This window comes from Sphingomonas sp., assembly GCF_045810705.1.
Classification (GTDB): domain Bacteria; phylum Pseudomonadota; class Alphaproteobacteria; order Sphingomonadales; family Sphingomonadaceae; genus Sphingomicrobium.
This window is the reverse complement of record NZ_JBJMVI010000008.1, coordinates 1-16,767: the sequence shown is the minus strand read 5'-3', so window position 1 is coordinate 16,767 and position 16,767 is coordinate 1. Positions and strand designations below refer to the sequence as shown.

Annotated in this window: 18 protein-coding genes; 11 read left to right on the top strand and 7 right to left on the bottom strand. The window is 65.9% G+C overall.

The window, feature by feature from the left end:
• Positions 1-343: 343 nt before the first annotated feature.
• Positions 344-2,974: an aminopeptidase N gene (pepN, locus tag ACJ8FR_RS03435; protein ID WP_407827215.1), complete on the bottom strand. Its 2,631-nt coding sequence runs from the start codon at positions 2,972-2,974 to the stop codon at positions 344-346.
• Positions 2,975-3,114: 140 nt separating this feature from the next.
• Between pepN and ACJ8FR_RS03430 the strand changes: the two genes are divergently transcribed.
• From ACJ8FR_RS03430 to ACJ8FR_RS03415, 4 genes are all read left to right on the top strand, one after another.
• Positions 3,115-3,375 carry a DUF2171 domain-containing protein gene (locus tag ACJ8FR_RS03430; RefSeq protein WP_407827214.1) on the top strand — a complete coding sequence of 87 codons (261 nt, stop codon included), beginning with the start codon at positions 3,115-3,117 and terminating at the stop codon, positions 3,373-3,375.
• A 95-nt stretch (positions 3,376-3,470) separates the two neighbouring features.
• Positions 3,471-3,896: a hypothetical protein gene (locus ACJ8FR_RS03425; protein WP_407827213.1), complete on the top strand. Its 426-nt coding sequence runs from the start codon at positions 3,471-3,473 to the stop codon at positions 3,894-3,896.
• A 110-nt stretch (positions 3,897-4,006) separates the two neighbouring features.
• A complete protein-coding gene (locus ACJ8FR_RS03420) occupies positions 4,007-4,336 on the top strand; it encodes a hypothetical protein (protein ID WP_407827212.1) in 330 nt (109 codons plus the stop codon).
• A gap of 36 nt (positions 4,337-4,372) precedes the next feature.
• Positions 4,373-5,548 carry an LL-diaminopimelate aminotransferase gene (locus ACJ8FR_RS03415; RefSeq protein WP_407827211.1) on the top strand — a complete coding sequence of 392 codons (1,176 nt, stop codon included), beginning with the start codon at positions 4,373-4,375 and terminating at the stop codon, positions 5,546-5,548.
• Here ACJ8FR_RS03415 and ACJ8FR_RS03410 read toward each other — a convergent pair.
• The 3 genes from ACJ8FR_RS03410 to ACJ8FR_RS03400 all read right to left on the bottom strand — a co-directional run bounded on the left by ACJ8FR_RS03410 (position 5,545) and on the right by ACJ8FR_RS03400 (position 7,204).
• Positions 5,545-6,342, bottom strand: a complete 798-nt coding sequence (locus ACJ8FR_RS03410) for a transporter (RefSeq protein WP_407827210.1) — start codon at positions 6,340-6,342, stop codon at positions 5,545-5,547. The genes ACJ8FR_RS03415 and ACJ8FR_RS03410 overlap by 4 nt on opposite strands.
• Before the next feature lie 95 nt (positions 6,343-6,437).
• The gene (locus ACJ8FR_RS03405) at positions 6,438-6,887 is read right to left on the bottom strand and encodes a PilZ domain-containing protein (protein ID WP_407827209.1); all 450 of its coding nucleotides are present in this window, start codon (positions 6,885-6,887) and stop codon (positions 6,438-6,440) included.
• Positions 6,878-7,204 (bottom strand): hypothetical protein, encoded by a 327-nt coding sequence (locus tag ACJ8FR_RS03400; RefSeq protein WP_407827208.1) that lies wholly within the window; start codon positions 7,202-7,204, stop codon positions 6,878-6,880. The genes ACJ8FR_RS03405 and ACJ8FR_RS03400 overlap by 10 nt, the downstream gene beginning before the upstream one ends.
• Before the next feature lie 288 nt (positions 7,205-7,492).
• Here ACJ8FR_RS03400 and ACJ8FR_RS03395 point away from each other — a divergent pair, with 288 nt between their 5' ends.
• Positions 7,493-8,062, top strand: a complete 570-nt coding sequence (locus tag ACJ8FR_RS03395; protein WP_407827207.1) for a PEPxxWA-CTERM sorting domain-containing protein — start codon at positions 7,493-7,495, stop codon at positions 8,060-8,062.
• Positions 8,063-8,075: 13 nt separating this feature from the next.
• Here the strand turns inward: ACJ8FR_RS03395 and ACJ8FR_RS03390 are convergent, their stop codons facing one another.
• A complete protein-coding gene (locus ACJ8FR_RS03390) occupies positions 8,076-8,714 on the bottom strand; it encodes a L,D-transpeptidase family protein (protein WP_407827206.1) in 639 nt (212 codons plus the stop codon).
• Positions 8,715-8,728: 14 nt separating this feature from the next.
• A complete protein-coding gene (locus tag ACJ8FR_RS03385; protein WP_407827205.1) occupies positions 8,729-8,980 on the bottom strand; it encodes a PilZ domain-containing protein in 252 nt (83 codons plus the stop codon).
• Between the two features lie 164 nt (positions 8,981-9,144).
• Between ACJ8FR_RS03385 and ACJ8FR_RS03380 the strand changes: the two genes are divergently transcribed.
• From ACJ8FR_RS03380 to ACJ8FR_RS03360, 5 genes are all read left to right on the top strand, one after another.
• Positions 9,145-9,498, top strand: a complete 354-nt coding sequence (locus ACJ8FR_RS03380) for a PilZ domain-containing protein (protein WP_407827204.1) — start codon at positions 9,145-9,147, stop codon at positions 9,496-9,498.
• Positions 9,499-9,557: 59 nt separating this feature from the next.
• Positions 9,558-9,932, top strand: coding sequence for a hypothetical protein (locus ACJ8FR_RS03375; RefSeq protein ID WP_407827203.1), 375 nt, complete (start codon positions 9,558-9,560; stop codon positions 9,930-9,932).
• Between the two features lie 37 nt (positions 9,933-9,969).
• On the top strand, positions 9,970-12,180 hold the full coding sequence (locus ACJ8FR_RS03370; protein ID WP_407827202.1) for a TonB-dependent receptor: 2,211 nt from the start codon (positions 9,970-9,972) through the stop codon (positions 12,178-12,180).
• An 11-nt stretch (positions 12,181-12,191) separates the two neighbouring features.
• The gene (locus ACJ8FR_RS03365) at positions 12,192-12,635 is read left to right on the top strand and encodes a DUF1775 domain-containing protein (RefSeq protein WP_407827201.1); all 444 of its coding nucleotides are present in this window, start codon (positions 12,192-12,194) and stop codon (positions 12,633-12,635) included.
• Positions 12,636-12,703: 68 nt separating this feature from the next.
• Positions 12,704-14,392 (top strand): hypothetical protein, encoded by a 1,689-nt coding sequence (locus tag ACJ8FR_RS03360; protein ID WP_407827200.1) that lies wholly within the window; start codon positions 12,704-12,706, stop codon positions 14,390-14,392.
• Positions 14,393-14,399: 7 nt separating this feature from the next.
• On the opposite strand, the gene ACJ8FR_RS03355 is transcribed toward ACJ8FR_RS03360, so the two are convergent.
• On the bottom strand, positions 14,400-15,089 hold the full coding sequence (locus tag ACJ8FR_RS03355; RefSeq protein WP_407827199.1) for a ferritin-like domain-containing protein: 690 nt from the start codon (positions 15,087-15,089) through the stop codon (positions 14,400-14,402).
• 359 nt (positions 15,090-15,448) lie between these two features.
• Here ACJ8FR_RS03355 and ACJ8FR_RS03350 point away from each other — a divergent pair.
• Positions 15,449-16,767 (top strand): ribonucleoside-diphosphate reductase subunit alpha (locus tag ACJ8FR_RS03350; protein WP_407827198.1); only part of this gene is annotated, 1,319 nt, incomplete at its 3' end.

The window sequence follows — 16,767 nt, the reverse complement described above, 5'->3', positions numbered from 1 at the left end:
CCTGGCACGCCTACCCGCTATGTCGCGTTTGCGCTTCCTGCCGGCGCCTATACGGCCCGGAACGCGCTGCGAGCTGCGGACACCGGGGCGCCAACCTTCACTATTCGAGCAGGCCAAGCTTCGTATCTCGGGGACCTGACGCTCGAGGCCAATGGCGACATTTCGGTCCGACCTAACCTCGCAGAAGCTCAGCGACACGTGCCGGTAGAATTGCGACCGATGACTGTTGGATATTCAGCGCCAGCTCCGTGGAGAATCTGTACGCCGTAATATGCACTTTCCACACACAGCAGAACATTCGGCGCATAGAGATCGCTAACGCCCGCAAACGAAAATTTCCGTGCTACGCTAAGCTCTTGCTCGCCTGCTCGAACACGTCCTTCGACAGGCCCGGCGCCGCGACGATCCGCTCCAGCGCTTCCCGCATCATTGCCGAACGCTTGGGCTCGAATCGGCGCCAGCGGCCGAACGCCGGGACCAGCCGCGCGGCGACCTGTGGGTTGAGCTTGTCGGCGGCGATGGTCATGTCGGCGAGGAAGGCATAGCCGCGGCCGGCGGCGCTGTGGAACGCCCAATGATTGCCGCCGAACATGCCGGCCAGCGAGCGCAGCCGGTTGGGATTGTTCAGCGTGAAATCCGGATGCTGGGCGAGCTTGAGCACCTGGTCGACCGTGTCAGGCCGCTGCGCAGCGGCCTGAAGCGCGAACCATTTGTCGAGCACCAAAGGATCGTCGTGGAAGCGCTGATAAAACGCATCGAGCGCCGCCTGCCGCTCGGGCGTTTCGGTCGATACGAGCACGCCGAGCGCGCCTTGGCGGTCGGTCATATTGTCGGCCGCATCGAACTGCGCCTTGGCGAGCTGCGCGGCTTTCGGTTCATCGGCTCCGGCGATGAGGCCGAGCGCGACAGTCCGCAGCCGGCGGATACCCTTCGCCCGCGGGCTGAGGTCGTGGCCTTCAACCCCGTCGCTGCGATGCGCGGCCAGCAGCTCGCCCGCGAGCGCCGACCCGATCGCCTTGCGCAGCGCTTCGCGAGAGGCGTGGATCGCGTCGGGATCGACCAAGTCCGTCCGCTCGGCGATCAGCGTGTCGCTCGGCACCAGGATCGCTTCGGCCTTGAACGCGGGGTCGAGCGCGTTGGACTTGAGCGTCGCCCCGATCGCCCGGATCACCGGCTCGGCGTCGACCGCTTCGCCCCGCGCGCCGGCGGTCAGCGCGGTCATCATCAGCTCCTGCATCGCCTCGTAGCGCGCGAACGGATCGGTGTCGGCCTGGGCAAGCCGCTCCAGCTCACCCGGCCGCCGCTTGGCGGTGACGATCACCGGTGCCGAGAAGTCGCGGTTGATCGACAGCAGCGGCGGCTCGACGACATTGTCGAACGTGATGCTCTGGCAGGGCTTGTCGAGGACGATCAGCCGCTCGTGCGCGATCTCCGCCCCGCTTTCCTCGCCGATGAGCGCAGTGTTCAGCGGGATCGGCATCGGCTGCTTCACTGGCTGCCCGGGCGTCGGATCCTCGTGCTGCTCGAGGTGCAGGGTCGCGGTCTTCGCCGCCGGGTCATGCTCGAGCCGGGCGCGGACCTTCGGCGTGCCCGCCTGGCTGTACCAGATCTTGAACGCGCCGAGGTCGACGCCGCTGCCGTCCTCCAGCGCCTTGACGAAATCGTCGCAGGTCGCCGCCTCGCCGTCGTGGCGCTCGAAGTAAAGATCGGTGCCCTTGCGGAACTTCTCCGGCCCCAGCACCGTGTGGAACATGCGGATGACCTCGGCGCCCTTGTTGTAGATCGTCGTCGTGTAGAAATTGCCGATCTCGATATAACTGTCCGGGCGAACGGCGTGCGCGAGCGGCCCCTGGTCCTCGGGGAATTGCGCCGCGCGCAGCACGCGCACGTCCTCGATGCGCTTGACCGGCGCGCTCCCGACATCGGCCGAGAAGCTCTGGTCGCGAAACACCGTGAAGCCTTCTTTCAAGGACAGCTGGAACCAGTCGCGGCAGGTCACCCGGTCGCCCGACCAATTGTGGAAATATTCGTGCGCGACGACGCGGGCGATATTGTCGAAGTCGGCGTCGGTCGCGGTGTCCTGGTCGGCCAGCACATAGGCCGAGTTGAAGATGTTGAGGCTCTTGTTCTCCATCGCCCCCATGTTGAAGTCGCTGACGGCGACGATGTTGAACTGGTCGAGGTCGTATTCGCGGCCGTAGACCTTCTCATCCCACGCCATCGCGAGCTTCAAGCTGTCCATCGCGTGCTGCGTCTTGGGCAGGTCGGCCTCGCGCACCCAGATGAACAGGTCGACCTTGCGCCCGCTCATTGTCGTGAAGCTGTCGCGATTGGCCTGGAGGTCCCCGGCGACCAGCGCGAACAAATAGCAGGGCTTGGGGAAAGGGTCCTCCCATTCCGCCCAGTGGCGGCCGCCGGACCCCTCCCCCGCCGCGACGCCGTTGCCGTTCGACAGCAGCACCGGGAAAAGGGCGGCGTCGCCTTCCATCCGCACATGATATTTGGACAGGACATCGGGCCGGTCGGGGAAGAAGGTGATGCGGCGGAAGCCTTCGGCCTCGCACTGCGTGCACAGCATCCCGTTCGAGGCGTAGAGGCCCATCAGCTTGGTGTTCGCGGCAGGATGGATCACCACCTCGATCTCGATCGTCGCACGCTCGCCGGCGAGGTCGACCACCAATGCCGGGCCGTCCATCCGATACTCGGCGGGCAGACCGTCGACTCGGGCCGAGGCCAGCTCAAGCTCATCGCCGTCGAGCCTCAGCGGGCGGTCATGGTTGCCGTTGCGTTCGACGCTCAGCGTCGCACGGACGCGCGTCCTCTCAAGCCCAAGGTCGAAGTCGAGGCGGATATCCGGGACCAGCCAGTCCGGCGGGCGATAATCCTCGCGGCGGATCGCGACATGGGTCGGCGAGAGTGGCGCCTCGGGCGTCGTGGGCGCGCCTGGGATGGTGGTGGTGCGGACATCAAGCATGGCGCCCGACTAGGGCCGATCGCCTAGCCCAGCAACCCGGCGGCATGACAGGCGCGGCGAACCGGCGTAGGGCTCCCGACGCAGCGCGCATCCCCGTGGCGTTTTGGAGCGTTCAAGCAAGCGAGCAGCAGGAGAAGGTCATGAGCGGCTTCGAGGATATTCGCGAGCATATGGAAGTGATCGGCGCCGACGGCGTCCACCTCGGCACCGTCGACAAGGTCGAGGACAACCGCATCAAGCTGATCCGCGCGGACAGCGGCGTCGCTCACGAGGGTCACCATCATTACATCCCGCGCGGCCTGGTCGCCGAGGTCGAAGGCGATAAGGTCCGCCTGACGGCGCGCGGCGACGTCGTCGCCGATTTGTTCGAGCAGGAAGAAAGCGGCAATCCGATCGGCTGATAAGCCGCTAGGTCGCCATGCCGGACTTGATCCGGCATCGGCGTTCCTCAAGAAAGGCAGGCCCCGGCCCAAGGCCCGGGTGACGGGAGGGGTTCATGCGCAAGTCTTTTGCCTTGCTCGGCGGTGCGGCGCTGCTCGCGGCGTGCGGTCGCTCGGGCGACACATCTGCCAACCAGGCGGCGGCGCAGCACGCCCAACCCAAGAAGAAGCCTGCGCACTGCTTCTTCAAGCCCAGCGAGATGAAGGGTTGGGCGACCTCGCGCGACAAGGACGGCAACGTCGTCGTCAAGGGCAAGGCCTATCGCTCAGATGCACGCTACAAGGCGCTGCTCGGCCCGCCGGAGGTGAGCGGAACCGTGGCCCGGATCGCGCCGACCATCACCGTCAACGACGGCTACGCCGCGCCCGAAGACTGGTGGGACGTCAGCGCGACCATCCCCAACAGCGGCGCAATCGATACGGTGACCGTCACTTGCGGCGCCACAACCGTGGCCGAGCTGAAGCCGCCGCCAAGGGTGTGATTCAATCGGGCGCTCCGGACGTCTCGCGCCGGCGTCGGCTCGGCGAACCACCACACTCGCTCGCGGCGCGGCGGTTGCAAAGCGCTGCCGTGAGGCGCACCTAAACCCTCGTGAGTCACAAGGGGAAACTCGCTAAACCGGCGCCCGCACATGAGTGGACGCGGGTCGACGACTATGTCAGCGCGCTGGCGCGCAAGCGCACCTTCCGCCGCGCCCGCCGTCCGCGCGAGCGCAGCCAACCCGAAGCGCCGCGCTTCATGCTGTCGACGCTTCCTTTTGTCGCGCTACTCGTCCTGCTCGCCGTGCTCAGCGTCGCCATCATGGTGCTCGCTTTCCCCGGCAACCAGCCGCCGCTGCGGCCGCGCCCGGTCACCGCCCACGAGCAGGGAGTCGCCCAGCGCGGCTGGTTCCAGGAAGCACAAAAGGAAATGCACCGCTAGCTTGCCGCACTGCAGCATCGGCTGCATGAGGCCGCGATGGACTCCGATTTCTACCGTATCCGCCGGCTTCCGCCCTACGTCTTCGCCGAGGTGAATGCGATGAAGGCCGCGGCCCGGGCGCGCGGCGAGGACGTGGTCGATCTCGGCATGGGCAACCCTGACGGCGCGCCTCCGGCGCACGTCATCGAAAAGCTGTGCGAGGTGGCGCACAATGCCCATGCCCACCGCTACTCCGCCAGCCGCGGCATTCCCGGCCTGAGGAAAGCGCAGGCCGCTTATTACCAGCGCCGCTTTGGTGTGACGCTCGATCCGGACAAGGAAGTCATCGTGACTCTGGGCTCGAAGGAAGGGCTCGCCAACCTCGCCCAGGCGATCACCGCGCCGGGGGACGTCGTGCTCGCGCCCAACCCCTCCTATCCGATCCACACCTTCGGCTTCATCATCGCCGGCGCCGCCATCCGCTCGATCCCGGCCGCGCCCGGCGACGACTTCTTCGAGCGGCTCGACCGGGCGGTGCGCTACAGCGTTCCCCGCCCCAAGGTGCTGGTCGTCGGCTATCCGTCGAACCCCACCGCTTATGTCGCCGACCTCCCCTTTTACGAGCGGCTGGTCGCTTACGCGCGCGAGCACGAGCTGATCGTCATCTCCGATCTCGCTTACGCCGAAATCTACTTTGGCGACGTGCCGACGCCCTCGATCCTCCAGGTCGAAGGCGCGAAGGATGTCGCGGTCGAGTTCACCTCGATGTCCAAGACCTATTCGATGGCCGGCTGGCGGATCGGCTTCGCGGTCGGCAATGCGCGGCTGATCGAGGCGCTCGCGCGAGTGAAATCCTACCTCGACTATGGCGCGTTCACGCCAGTCCAGGCCGCGGCCGTCGCGGCGCTCAACGGGCCGCAGGATATCGTCGCTGCCAATCGCGCGCTCTACAAGCGCCGCCGCGACGTGTTGGTCGAAAGCTTTGCGCGCGCCGGCTGGCCGATTCCGCTGCCGCAGGCCTCGATGTTCGCCTGGGCTCCGATTCCCGAGCGCTTCCACAACCTCGGCTCGATGGAATTCGCCAAGCGCTTGCTGACCGAATCCCATGTCGCGGTCGCGCCCGGAGTCGGCTTCGGCGAAGAAGGCGAAGGCTTCGTCCGCATCGCGCTGGTCGAGAACGAGCAGCGGCTTCGCCAGGCGGCAAGGGGCGTGAAGAAGATGCTGGCGAGCTAGAACCGCACGGAAACGCCGGTGTAGAGTTCCACATCCGGGGTCTGGCTGTTCAATCCGAAATTCGCACCTGCGTCCAACTGCAGCTGCTTGGTCGGCAGATAGGCCGCCGACACGTCCCACGAGACCTGCTTGCCTGTGCCTGCTGGGTCCCAGTCCCACATCGCCCAGATCTCGGTCGAAAGATTGATCTTGTCGGTCGCTGCGATCCCGAGGTTGACCACCTGCTGCGTCGCGAGATGCCGCCCGTGCCCGCCCTCATCGGCAAGCCAGTCGAGCTCTGGATCCAGCGCCAGCGTCAAAGGCGTTTTGCCGATGGCGATCTGCACCGGGACGAGCAGCCCCGCCTCGAGCTTGCGGTTGCCGATCTGGTGGTTCGCCGTCGGCAGCTTGACGAACGGGTCGAGCGCAACCTGCACCGGCGCTTTGTCGCCGGTCAGTGCGTATTTCACCCGCACTAGCATATCGCCGAAACTCGCATGATGCTCGTGCACGCCGCCGCCGTGAACGCTCAGCGTCTCGAGCGGCGTGACCCATAGTTCGACGTCGGCGTTGTCGGCGACGCCATATTTAAGCGCCGTATTGCCCCACATGACCGCGTCCGTGGTGACACCGTCCGACGTGTCGCGGCTCCAGTCGATGAGGCCCGTCTCGATCTGGATCTTGCCGGCGGGAACGGTGCACGGACCCGTCGACTTGCTCGGACGGTCGGCGCAGATCGGCGGTTCGTCGGCCGCCGGGGCCGCGGCGCTCGTGGCAAGCAGCAATGCGCCAATGGTCGAAGTCCACCCCCGCATCACCGCCATTTGCGCCCTGGCAGTCGCTTCGTCGAGTGAACAGCGGAGGAGGATTTAGCACCACGCCGATCACACGAATCCTTTAGGCACCCTCCTCAGGGGAGGCGCGTCAGCAGCGTATCGAACACCGCGGGATGCATCGGCTTGCTGAAGGATAGGCCGGCGGTCGTGTGCTTGGTCCAGCAAACCTTGGCGACGAGCGGCTCTAGCTCGGGCAAGCGTGCGATCAGCGATTCCCCGACGTCGACGGGTTCGACCATCTCGACGCGGCACCCCGCGGCCGACGCATCGTCCAGCCTGACTTCACAATTGAATCCTCCGATCGGCCGGATCACGACCCGCGAGACCAAACCAAGCCGGCGATGGGCCCGCCGGTCGAGCGCGAGCTCGCCGCCTGGGTCGACCTCCGTTTCGCGCCAATCCAGATAGCGGCTCGGGGCCAAAGGGCCGTGTGAGTAGTTGACGGGAGGATTGGTCGCCGCAGCCGCCTCGCGCGCACGGCCGGCAATCCCGGCCAGCCGCCGTTCTTCGTGGCTCAGGTGCATTGGCTCACCGCCTCGCGCTGGCCTCCGCTGGGAGACACCGGATTTAGCTCGACCTCGCGGCGCGTGCCGCGGTCGTTGATGACCAGGAAATAAGTCGCGGCCCCGCTCTTGTTGCCAAGATTCGAGAAGCGGCCGCCGTGGTCGCGGGGCACAAATGCCCAGGCCTTGCCGCGACGATCCTGGGTGCGCGCAAAGCAGCTCGCGAAGGCCTCCGTCGACTTGGGCGTGACGGTGATCGCCGCGCGATAGTCCCGCGGGCTCGGAGCCGCGGCGGTCACCGCGACGCTCAGCAATGTGACAAGTCCAATCTCTCGCATCGCTACCCCCCGGCTGATCAATTGGTTTACCGGTCGTTGACTCCGTTCCCCATGGCAATCGGCTTGCACCGCCTGCCCCAGAATGACGCACCCACCGGCGCCGCCTTGAAGCCTACTGCGCTTTGGGGACTGGTATCCCTGCGGTGAGACCATTGTTCACGCCGCTGGAGTTGAAGCTTGAGCCAGGGCAGCAGCCACGGGGTATCCACCAGGTCCGTCTCGAGGGCTGTCCGTCGGTCGCGTGCAGTTCGCGGAGCCTTTCAGCGGCGGCGCAGGCGGGCGGCGATATTGACGGCCTGCGCTGTCGCCGCGCTCGGCATCCCATTGGCATGGTCGATCGCGGCGGATCCCGCCACCGACATGGTCGCCGCGGCCGTCAGCCAGGCGCAAGACCTCGCTGAGCTGTTGAGCCAGCGCTCGCCCGGTGCTCGGACGGCCAGTGAGCTCACCAAGACGAAACACGCGCGCACGGCTGCCAGGTTGCGGACGCAGCCGAAAGTCACTGCAACCCCGCGCCACGCCGCCCCGCCGGCCGAGAGCGCGCCAATCGAGCTTGCTGCTCTGCTGAAGTCGCCCGTGGCGCCGGTCGGCCTCATGGAGCCTGGCGGTTCATCGCCGATCACTCCTCCACCGTCGCTTGGATCGATCCTTGGTTCGGCGCCTGGCACCGGCGATTTCACCCCGCCGGGGGGAGGCGGCGGCACAGCGACCTTTCCCACCGAGCAGCCGCGCGAGCTGGTGCCGGTGGCGACCGCCGTTCCCGAGCCGGGAACATGGGCGATGATGTTGATGGGCTTCGGACTGATCGGATGGCGGCTCAGGCGGCGCCGGCGCACGGCCCCGATGCTTCAGGCCTGATTCGTCAACGCTGCTAGGCGCGGGCCGCTTTGGCTGGGCCGCCGCCGACAATCAAAACGTCATCCCCGACCGAGACCGCTGCGAACAGCTTGGACGCAAATGCCGTCGGAACGCCGACGCAGCCGTGCGTCGCATAGCCCCAGCGGACATTGCTGCCGTGGATTGAGACGCCGTCGGCGGTCAGCCGCAGCGTGTAGGGCATCGGCGCGTCGTAGGTCTGCGACCGATGGTCCTTGAGCTTCGCGAGCACCGGAAACTTGCCCGTCGGGGTTGCAAGACCGTCGGCGCCGTAGAGGATCACCGCCGTTCCGATCTCGTGGCCGCCGCGAAACACTGACAGAATCTGCGACTTGAGGTCGATCCGGACCCAGATGGGGCCGGCCGGCACGCCTCTGTCGTCCCAGCGGAACTCGCCATAGGTCATCCGTTGCGGGACTTTCAGCACTGTGCTGACCGAGCGCAGGATCTGTTCCTCCGCGAGCGCTTGGCGCACGCTCGCCGCGGCGAGCGTCATACGGCCCGGCGACAGCGCGGTTTGCTGGACCGGCCGCGCGACCGCGACCGGCGCCTGCGCATGATTGCCGACCGACAATGTGGCCGCCGTCGTTCCACCGAGAATGAACGACCCCAGTCCAAGAAGCAGACGCGGCATGGCCTGGCGCTCGCCTATGCCATGAACCGGGCGCCCGTGCGCCCATCGGCAGACCAGCGAATTTCGGCTTCGATCGCGCCGCGCTTCAAGATTCTCAGTTCGACGATCTCGCCCGCATCGAACGGATCGCCGCAGCTGAACTGGCACCCGGCGTAGGAGATATCCGAGACACGGATGTCGCAATCGCGCGTTTCGCTGAGCGCGAAGCCGCGCAGGCTGACCGGATGTCTCTCGGCGCGCTCCGCACGCTCGACGTTGATACTCATGCCCCCTGCTCCTGATCCGCGTCTCGTATTGATGCTTAGCGGCCCGCTTACCATCGCAGGGGACTGTCCGCCGCCTGACTGTTGGACCTGTCTCAAAAACAGACGCCGCCTGAGCGCGGCAAAGCTTTGCAAATTTTAAACCGTTTCGGAGTTAGCGTAACGCCATGCGTCCCGTTGAGAGGCGCTGGTCATGCGTCGCGTTGTCTAGCTGCACTGAAGCGCGGGAGTCGCGAATGTCTGTTCACTCGAAGCTGGAACCTGCCCGACGGACGGACCGCAAGCGCGTGCTAATGATGGGCACTGTGATCAGCTGCGGCGGCTCTCATCGCGTCCGCATCCGCGACTTCTCGAACAAGGGCGCGCAAATCGTCGCCGAGAGCGCGCTTGAGGCCAAGTGTGATGTGCTGCTGAAGCGCGGCGACCTCTGTGCCGCTGCCTACGTCGCGTGGGTCAAGGGCGATGAAGTCGGCCTGACCTTCTACCGTCAGATCCCGCCGGAAGATCTCGCCGGAATCTAGACCGGTGCCGGTCCCGCGCCCACTGGCACGGTGCCGCCTGTCTCGATAGAGCGGACGCGATGACGCGCCGGCTGCATCTGCCCATCCTGACCCTGCTCGCCGCGGCGCTCTTCCTACGTGCGATTGTGCCCGTCGGCTGGATGCCGGCACCGCAGCGCGGCGTCTTCGCGATCGAGCCCTGTCCATCCGCCGAGACCGCGCCGATCATGCTCATGGCCCATGGCTCATCGGGCCATCACCATGATCATGGCAGTATTGGCAGCGACTGCTTTGCATCGATGCTGGCGGGCGCCGGGCTGCCCGATGATGCGATTCAAATCGCTGCGCCAGCCCCAGCGCGGGTCGTGCTATCCGCAGCGTTCACGCCTGCCAGGCTGATCCGCGGGCCGCCTGGAGTCCCACCACCTTCGACAGGACCGCCCACCATCGCCTGATCTCGTTCCTTCTCCGAACTCGAACAGGTGATTTTTCATGCCAGCATTGGATGCGCTTCCGCAGGCGCCCGCGATTGTCGTCGTGGGCACGCGCGAAGCTGCCCAACATACGCCCAACACGAAGGAGAGCGCGGACGCGGCGCAGCTCCGGACGACCACCAATGTCCGCAACACCGAGGACGCGCTGCGCTATTTCCCCAGCCTGTTCGTGCGCAAGCGCCACATCGGCGACACCCAGGCGCCGCTTGCCACCCGAACCTCGGGCGTCGGCGCAAGCGCGCGCAGCCTGGTCTATGCCGACGGCGTGCTGCTCTCGGCGCTGATCGGGAACAACAACAATTTCGCCTCGCCCCGCTGGGGAATGGTTTCGCCCGAGGAAATCGACCGCGTCGACGTGCTCTACGGACCATTCTCCGCCGCTTACCCCGGCAATTCGATCGGCGCGGTGGTCAACATCATCACGCGAATGCCCGAAACGCTCGAAGCGTCGGCGACGGGCGCGTGGAACCTGCAGAAATTCGACCAATATGCGACGCCCGGCAGCTACCCCGCCTATCAGCTCGCCGGGACCATCGGCGACCGCATGGGTCCGCTGGCCTGGTTCATCTCGGCAAACCATGTCGACAGTAAAAGCCAGCCGCTCGCTTATGTGACCGTGGCGCGGCCCGGGCTTTCCGCCGGTGGCACCAGCGTCACCGGCGCTTTCCCGGACCTCAACCGAACAGGGGCGCCGATCTTCGTCCTCGGCGCCGGCGGTTTCGAGCATCAGAAACAGGACAATCTCAAGGCCAAGCTGCGCCTCGACCTGCCCGATTCACTCCGGCTGACCTGGCAGTCGGGTCTGTTCCTCAACCGCACCGACAGTAATGCCGAGACTTATCTCACCGACGCCGCTGGCAACCCGGTCTATTCGGGCACCCTCAATATCGCCGGTCAGCGGGTCACGGTCCCGGCCAGTGCCTTCTCCAGCCAGGTCTACAAACTCGACGAGCGCCACTGGATGCACTCGGCAACGCTCGAGCAGAGCGGCCGGACTTTCTCCTGGTGGCTGATCGGCTCGCTCTACGATTATGCCAACGACGATCAGCGCATCCCGTCGGCCGCCCTCCCGGCGGGCTCGAGCGGCGGCGCCGGCTCCATCGTGCGCATGAAGGGCACGGGATGGCGTACGCTCGATTTCCACGGCTTCGCGCGCTTGAGCCCGGCCCACCAGCTCCATGGCGGCGCACATTACGACGGCTTCACTTTGAGGAGCCGCCGCTTCGCCGCGAGCGACTGGTCGAACGCCCCTGCGGGCGCGCTGACGCAGGAATCGCTCGGCCGCACGCGAACCTTCGCGCTGTGGGGCGAGGAGGAGTGGACCGCGTCGCGGACGCTGATGCTGACGCTCGGCGCGCGCTACGAATGGTGGAAGGCCTTCGGCGGCCGCATCTTCCCGCTTTCCGCGCCGGCCAGCTCCGACCAACCGAGCCGCACCGAGTCCGGCCTCTCGCCGAAGGCCTCACTCCGCTGGGAGGCCGTAAACGCATGGACAGCAACGCTGTCCGGCGGCCGCGCGCTGCGTTTTCCCACCGTAAGCGAGCTCTATCAGTCGGTTTCGGTCGGCGCGCAGCAGCGCTCGCCCGATCCCAACCTCAAGCCCGAAAAGGCGTGGTCGGCGGAGCTTGCGGTCGAACATCCGCTCGGCAACGACGGCCGCGTCCGCTTGTCGCTGTTCCACGAGCGCATCCGCGACGCGCTCCTCTCCCAGACGGCTCTTTTCCCCGGCACCCAGACTTCCGTCAGCTTCGTCCAGAATATCCCCCGGACTCGCACCAGCGGTGCCGAGTTGGTGGTGGAGAAACGCAACCTCGTGCCGCGCTTGGATGTCTCGGGCAGCCTGACGCTTGCCGACCCCAAGGTCGTTTCGGACCCCGCCGTCCCAAGCGCCGAAGGCAAGCTCATTCCCCAGGTGCCGCGGCGCAAGGCTACCCTGGTCGCGACCTGGCGCCCGACCGAGCAACTCTCGCTGACGGCCGCGGCGCGTTATTCGAGCCGGCTGTTCGGCACGATCAACAATGCCGACATCGTCGGCCACACCTACCAGGGCTTCGAGGGCTATTTTGTCGCCGACGCGCGCATGCTCTACCACCTGACCCCCAAGGTCGACGTTGCGGCGGGGGTCGAGAACCTCACTGACAAGCGCTATTTCCTGTTCCACCCCTTCCCCGACCGGACCTTCACGGCCGAACTGCACTGGCATTTGTGAAAGGACCGACGATGCGCCTGATGATCTGCCTCGCCGTGGCCGCGCTTGCGACCAACGCCTCGGCGCACGTCACCGTCTGGCCGCAGCAAAGCGCGCCCGGCGCTCGTGAAAAATATGAGCTGCGCGTGCCCAACGAGCGGCGCTCGGCCACGATCACCGTCGACTTCCGCTTCCCGCCGGGCCTCGGCGTCACCGCGGTCGAGCAAAAGCCCGGGTGGCAGGCGGAAGCGTTCCGCGACGCGTCGGGCCGCCTCACCGGCGTCCGCTGGATCGGCAATCTCCCGCCCGAGCAGTTCACCGAGTTCGGCCTCCTCGCGGTCAACCCGCCGGCAAGCGGCGACCTCGCCTTCACCGCCATCCAGGCCTTCGCCGACGGCACCAAGCTGGAATGGTCGGGCGCGGCGGGCTCGAAGACTCCGGCGCCGCGCGTAAAGCTGGCGCCGGGCGCACGCTGACGGTTCCCTTTCGGCGCGAACGAGCATGGGCTAAAGGTTTCAGCGTCCAAAAGATCGGGGGGTGCGAAATGCGCAAAATGGTGCTCGCGTTCGCGTTGATCGGCAGTTCGGGCCTGTTGTCTCAAGCCGGCGCGGCACAAGCCGCCGACGACCATGCGATGCCTGGCCCGCCGCAAACGCTCGCCGCCTGGGCGAAGGGCGCCAGGCTCTACCCGGGGCTTGGCAATTTCCATCGGGCGATCACGACCCGCTCCGCGCTCGCCCAACGCTATTTCGACCAGGGAATGCGCTTCGTCTGGGCGTTCAACCATGATGAAGCGACCCGATCCTTCGCCAAGGCGGCAGTCATCGATCCGAAATGTGCGAGCTGCTTCTGGGGCGTCGCTCTGACTCTCGGTCCAAATTACAACATGCCCATGATGAGCTCGGCTCGCGGCCGCGTCGGCTGGGCCGCGGTCCTCAAAGCGAAGGCCAACGCACGCCATGCAACAGCGATCGAGCGCGCGCTCGTCGCCGCCGTGGCCAAGCGCTATTCGGGTGCCCGCGAGATCGATCCCTCGAACAGCACGCCGGTCATTGGCGCGTATGCCGAGGCCATGCGCGGCATCGCGGCGAAATACCCCAACGATCTCGACGTTCAGACGATGTACGCCGAGGCGCTGATGAACAAGGCGCCGTGGAAATTGTGGAATGCCGACGGAACGCCCGCGGAAGGAACGCCGCTCATCGTCAGCACCCTACGCGGCGTTCTCGACCGCGACCCGCGCCATCCCGGCGCCAATCATTATTATATTCACGCGATCGAAGCGTCGACGCATCCGGAACAAGCGCTGGCGTCGGCCGAGGCGTTGAAGGGGACGATGCCGGCTGCCGGGCATCTCGATCACATGCCGGCGCACATCCTCCAGCGTGTCGGGCGCTACGAAGAGGCAGCGGAGGCAAACCGCAAGGGCGCGGCCGCCGACCTCGTCTATCTGAAGGCAACCGCGCCGCCCGATTATTACCCGATGTACCTGATCCACAACTTCCAGTTCCTCGGCGCCTCCGCCGGAATGGAGGGCCGGCGCGCCGAGACGATCCGGGCCCTGCGCCAGGCGCGCGAGGAGATGCCCGATGCAATGCTGCTGGCGACGCCCGGCTTGGATTGGAGCGCGGGCTTCCTCTACGATGCCATGGTCAAGTTCGGGATGTGGGACGCGATGCTCGCCGAGCCCGCGCCGAACGAGCGACTGACCGGTGCGACGATTCATTATCTCCAGGCGCGCGCGACGGCGCTTGCCGCCAGGGGAAAATATGACGAGGCCGCGGCCGCGCTCGGCAGCGCCGAGCGCCTCGCCGCCGCCGTGCCGGCCGATGCAGCGCAGGGGAACAATCCAGCAAAGCCTCTTTATGACATCGGTCAGCTACAGGCGCGGGCCCGGCTGGCCAGCGCTCAGGGACACCGCGACGAGGCCATTTCGCTGCTGACCCAGGCCGTCACGCTCGACGATAAGCTGTCGTACAACGAGCCGAGCGACATCATCTTCCCGGTGCGCCCTCTTCTCGGTAGCGAACTGCTCTCGGCAAAGCGCCCGGCCGACGCGGAAGCCGTTTTCCGTGAGGACCTCAAGCGCCACCCAAACAACGGCTGGGCATTGCGGGGACTGAGCAGCGCATTGGCCGATCAGCATCGCAATGCGGAGGCAGCTGAGGCCGCCAGTCGATTCCGCAAGGCGTGGAGCAAGGCCGACGTCGAGTTGGCCGCCGCCACCTTCTAGCCGGTCGTCAGCGGATCGCAGCCATTGACGGCGCTGTCGCCGGCTCTCCGCGTCCGTCGTCTTCGTCGGCAAAGCGCGTCCGGCGCTTGAGGCTGGGATGGAGGAACAGTACCGGCAGCTTTAGGAACAGCAGCTCGGAGTGAACGTAAGCGTCGACCATGCGCTCCCACCAGCGTTCGTGCCGGCCGCCATGCGCATCCAGCCATCCGTCATAGGGCGCCCAGTGGCTCGGCTCGTCCTGCTCGATGATCCGGAAGATCTTGCTCAGCGTCTTGTCGCTCAGCACGTGCGAATTGCGCAGCAGGATCTCGACCTGCTTGTAGCCCCGTTTCTCGGTCAGCGAGACGACCCGGCACAGCCGCCCGAACAGATCGTCGCTGTTGACCACCCGCATTTTGTCCAGCTCGTCGATCCCCTTGCCGAACATGATGCCGACGAAGCGGTCGATGTGTCCGCAGCTGCCATCGATCGCAAAAGGCATGGTTCCGCGCCGCTCGAACCAGCGGCGGAACATCACATAATGCTTGCACTCGTCGGCCTGATGTTTTTCGATCTTGGCGATCAGATCGTGATCGTCCGGCCAGCGCGCGCGCACGGCGGCGAGCAAATCGTCGACCGCGGTGTAGCCGCGATGCTCGTTGTAAATGTAGATTGACCCCAAGAGGTCGAGGTAGCGCTGACGAAACCACGCACGCATGCGCATTAGGCTAGGCGCAATGCCCTCTAGGTCAAGAGGTTGCGGATTACGGCGCCGCTGTTGCGCGGCTGCAAATCCACAGGAAATTTGTGTTGACCATTCATTTACCGGCTTGCGTCTCATCGCGGTTGAGGCACAATAGATAGTAGCGAACGAGGGGGGACACTCAACAACTGGTGTTCGGGCGCCGGAATGCTTATATTCCGGTGAGGGAAAACTCGTCCCCGCTTTCCACAGGGAGGCGGGGCGAAAATGCCCCGAAGAGCGCGAAAAACGGCTAGGGTCGCTTGATGGCTCCGAGTCGAACAAGTCAGGAACAAACGGTCCTCGACAGGGCCGCAGAGAGACGGGGAAGCGCAATGGATTTTTCGACCGGCTCACAAGTATCGAGCGACGACGTTTCGACGGTCACTTCCAGCTCGAAGGGCGTCCACGCGCCGAGGTTCGACGTCAAGACCGACGCCAAGCGCGACGATCTCCTGACCGAGTTCGGCAAGGACACGCTCAACGACCGTTATCTGCTTCCGGGCGAATCCTACCAGGACCTGTTCGCGCGCGTCGCCGCCGCTTATTCCGACGATTCCGAGCACGCCCAGCGCGTCTACGAATATATCTCGAAGCTGTGGTTCATGCCGGCAACGCCGGTGCTGTCGAACGGCGGCACCGGCCGGGGCCTGCCGATCAGCTGCTATTTGAACAGCGTCGACGACAGCCTCCAGGCGATCACCGAAATCTGGAACGAGAATGTCTGGCTGGCGTCCAAGGGCGGCGGTATCGGCACCTATTGGGGCCGCGTGCGCGGCATTGGCGAGCCGGTCGGGCTCAACGGCAAGACCAGCGGCATCATCCCGTTCGTGCGGGTGATGGACAGCCTGACGCTGGCGATCAGCCAGGGCTCGCTGCGCCGCGGTTCGGCCGCCTGCTACCTCGACATCGCGCACCCGGAGATCGAGGAGTTCCTCGAGATCAGGAAACCCAGCGGCGACTTCAACCGCAAGGCCCTGAACCTGCACCACGGCGTGCTCGTCACCGACGAGTTCATGGAAGCTGTCCGGGAGGGCGCCGAGTTCATCCTGCGCAGCCCGAAAGACGGCTCCGAGCGCGGCAAGGTCGATGCGCGCAGCCTGTTCCAGAAGCTGGTCGAAACCCGGCTTGCGACCGGCGAGCCCTACATCATCTTCATCGACGCGGTGAACAGGGCGATGCCCAAGCATCACCGCGACCTCGGCCTCAAGGTTTCGACCTCCAACCTGTGCAGCGAGATCACGCTGCCGACCGGCAAGGATCATCTCGGCGCCGACCGCACCGCGGTGTGCTGCCTGTCCTCGCTCAACCTCGAAACCTGGGACGAGTGGAACAAGGACAAGCAGTTCATCGAGGATGTGATGCGCTTCCTCGACAACGTGCTCAGCGATTATATCGCTCGCGCCCCGGACGAGATGGCGCGCGCCAAATATAGCGCCGAGCGCGAGCGCAGCGTCGGCCTCGGCGTGATGGGCTTCCACTCCTTCCTCCAGGCCCGCAACATCCCGTTCGAGGGAGCCATGGCGAAGTCGTGGAACTTCAAGATCTTCAAGCACATCCGCGCGCAGGTCGACCAGGCATCGATGATGCTCGCCAAGGAGCGCGGCCCCTGCCCCGACGCCGCCGACATGGGTGTGATGGAGCGCTTCAGCTG

Bases quoted from the DNA above. Each gene is read 5' to 3' on its own strand.
- ACJ8FR_RS03370 (WP_407827202.1), top strand. From the start codon at position 9,970: ATGCCAGCATTGGATGCGCTTCCGCAGGCGCCCGCGATTGTCGTCGTG.
- ACJ8FR_RS03355 (WP_407827199.1), bottom strand. From the start codon at position 15,089: ATGCGTGCGTGGTTTCGTCAGCGCTACCTCGACCTCTTGGGGTCAATC.
- ACJ8FR_RS03375 (WP_407827203.1), top strand. From the start codon at position 9,558: ATGACGCGCCGGCTGCATCTGCCCATCCTGACCCTGCTCGCCGCGGCG.
- ACJ8FR_RS03425 (WP_407827213.1), top strand. From the start codon at position 3,471: ATGCGCAAGTCTTTTGCCTTGCTCGGCGGTGCGGCGCTGCTCGCGGCG.
- ACJ8FR_RS03405 (WP_407827209.1), bottom strand. From the start codon at position 6,887: ATGCACCTGAGCCACGAAGAACGGCGGCTGGCCGGGATTGCCGGCCGT.
- ACJ8FR_RS03415 (WP_407827211.1), top strand. From the start codon at position 4,373: ATGGACTCCGATTTCTACCGTATCCGCCGGCTTCCGCCCTACGTCTTC.
- ACJ8FR_RS03410 (WP_407827210.1), bottom strand. From the start codon at position 6,342: ATGCGGGGGTGGACTTCGACCATTGGCGCATTGCTGCTTGCCACGAGC.
- ACJ8FR_RS03360 (WP_407827200.1), top strand. From the start codon at position 12,704: ATGCGCAAAATGGTGCTCGCGTTCGCGTTGATCGGCAGTTCGGGCCTG.
- ACJ8FR_RS03390 (WP_407827206.1), bottom strand. From the start codon at position 8,714: ATGCCGCGTCTGCTTCTTGGACTGGGGTCGTTCATTCTCGGTGGAACG.
- pepN (WP_407827215.1), bottom strand. From the start codon at position 2,974: ATGCTTGATGTCCGCACCACCACCATCCCAGGCGCGCCCACGACGCCC.
- ACJ8FR_RS03365 (WP_407827201.1), top strand. From the start codon at position 12,192: ATGCGCCTGATGATCTGCCTCGCCGTGGCCGCGCTTGCGACCAACGCC.
- ACJ8FR_RS03430 (WP_407827214.1), top strand. From the start codon at position 3,115: ATGAGCGGCTTCGAGGATATTCGCGAGCATATGGAAGTGATCGGCGCC.
- ACJ8FR_RS03385 (WP_407827205.1), bottom strand. From the start codon at position 8,980: ATGAGTATCAACGTCGAGCGTGCGGAGCGCGCCGAGAGACATCCGGTC.
- ACJ8FR_RS03400 (WP_407827208.1), bottom strand. From the start codon at position 7,204: ATGCGAGAGATTGGACTTGTCACATTGCTGAGCGTCGCGGTGACCGCC.
- ACJ8FR_RS03380 (WP_407827204.1), top strand. From the start codon at position 9,145: ATGCGTCCCGTTGAGAGGCGCTGGTCATGCGTCGCGTTGTCTAGCTGC.